This is a genomic window from Actinomadura geliboluensis, assembly GCF_005889745.1.
Taxonomy (GTDB): domain Bacteria; phylum Actinomycetota; class Actinomycetes; order Streptosporangiales; family Streptosporangiaceae; genus Spirillospora; species Spirillospora geliboluensis.
Window position 1 is genome coordinate 1 of the sequence record NZ_VCKZ01000703.1, and the last position, 1869, is coordinate 1869.

The window sequence follows — 1869 nt, forward strand, 5'->3', positions numbered from 1 at the left end:
CCCTTGGCCACCCGCCTAGGCATGCCCCAAACACCCTCTCTGGAGCCCCACGCCCCGACCACCAGACCTGCCCACCCGTGCACGACGAGACGAGAGCGGGACCACACCCCTGCAACACCGCCAACGTGGCGGACCACCAGCTGAGCGGCCACACCACTGCGTGTATGCATGCCGGAGCCATGGCTCAACGGCACCGCGTTCGAGCGATGCCGTATCGCAACCACACTGATCCAGCGCACCGATTCGAGCGCCACCTCAGAGATGTCGGACGCGACGGCCGCGCACGAAGCAGAGGGCCGACCACGGCCCCTTACCCGCAACCGGCTGGTCGGTTGCATTCAAGTGGAAGGACTGCGCCCGGAGGATCAGGACCAGATGCGGTGGAGCGTCCACGGGGCCGCTTCTGCATCGCTCGGGCTGAGTACCTCCGCGATGGCAGGGCCCTCGGGTGTGGTGACCTGGAGGCGGTAGTACCTCGCCTGACCGGGCGCTTGCCATTCCTCCAGGACCCGGCGCACCCGGTAACGGCCTCGCCGGCCGGTGAGGCAAGACGGACGGCCGGTGGACGTGATCTCTGCGGAAACGGGTTCATCGATCAGCACGGGACGACACGCTACCCGAACATGTGTTCGAGGATGTCGAGACACGCGGACTTGACGTCCGGCCGGGACGACTGGACGCACCGCAAGCGCCAGATGTCAGGACGAGTGGCCCGCCGGACGAAGCCCTCCAGGCGGTCGCTGGCAAAAGTTCGCCGGGACCACCGCGCGGGTTGCAGCAGCGCCACCTCGGCGCCGCGCCTGCATCACCATCGCCCAGGAGGTAAGCGCTGCCCGTCCGGTGCGAGTGTCGAACGTAGGGTGAGAGCGTCGTGCGTTCGGTGCAGTGGCGTACCTCGTGTGCAGATCCGTTCGTGAGATCCGAGCGCCGCGCATCACGGTAGTGCCGCAGGTCAGGTACGAGCACTGCACGTCGGGTGCGAGTGGCGCACCTCCGGTGCGGATGCCGTTCGTCAGGTCCGAGCGTCGCGTGACACGGCGCCGCAAGCCAGGTGAGAGTAACGCGCGTCGGAAGGAGCGCCACAGGGCAGGTGTGAGTGCCGCATGTCGGGTGGGGTGTTGCACGTCGGGTGCGAGCGCCGCGCGTTGGGTGAGTGCCGCGCCTCGGGGGTGAGCGTCCTGCATGGGGGTGCCAGTGGCGCACCTTGGGGGCGAATGCCGTGTGTTAGGTCAGCGCGCCGCGCGACACCAGTGCGCCGCAGGGCAGGTGTGAGCGCCGCATGTCGGATGGGAGTGCTGCGCGTCGGGCGCGAGCGCGGCACCTGAGGGTTAGCGCCGTTCGCCCGGTGTGAGAGGCGCACCTCGGGGGCGAATGCCGTGCGTCGGGTCCGAGCGCTGCGCATCACGACAGGGCCGCAGGCCAAGTGCGAGCGCAGTATGCCGGGTGCGAGTTCTGCACGTTGGGCATAAGCGCCGTGCGTCGGGGTGATGACGCAGGTCAGGTGTGGGTGCTGCGCATCGGGGGCGCTGTGCGTGGAGGGTGCGCTGTGCGTTGCGGGTGGGTGTCGTGCGTCAAGGTGAGCACCACCGGGCGGGTGCGAGCGTCACCGCGTACTCCTGCGGGCACAGCCGCCAGCTCATCAGGGCATCACCCGGACGCATGAGGTTCCCCCCGTAGCACGGACAGCCGGCGTGAGATGGGTCAGGTGGCCGTAGTCGAGGAGCGGTGTCGTTCCTCGTAGCCCACCGGACTGAGCATTCCGATGCTGGAATGCCTTCTGAACGGGTTATACCAGCACTCGATCCATTCAAACACCGCGGCTGCGAGCTCGGCTCTTGTTTGCCATTTCCTGGTGTCGAGGAGTTCGAG

1 protein-coding gene is annotated in these 1869 nt (G+C 68.0%); it reads right to left on the reverse strand.

Features of this window, described 5'->3' with window-relative positions:
• Positions 1–1701: 1701 nt before the first annotated feature.
• The coding region (locus ETD96_RS47865) for an IS3 family transposase (protein WP_171069543.1) at positions 1702–1869 on the reverse strand (168 nt) is incomplete at its 5' end.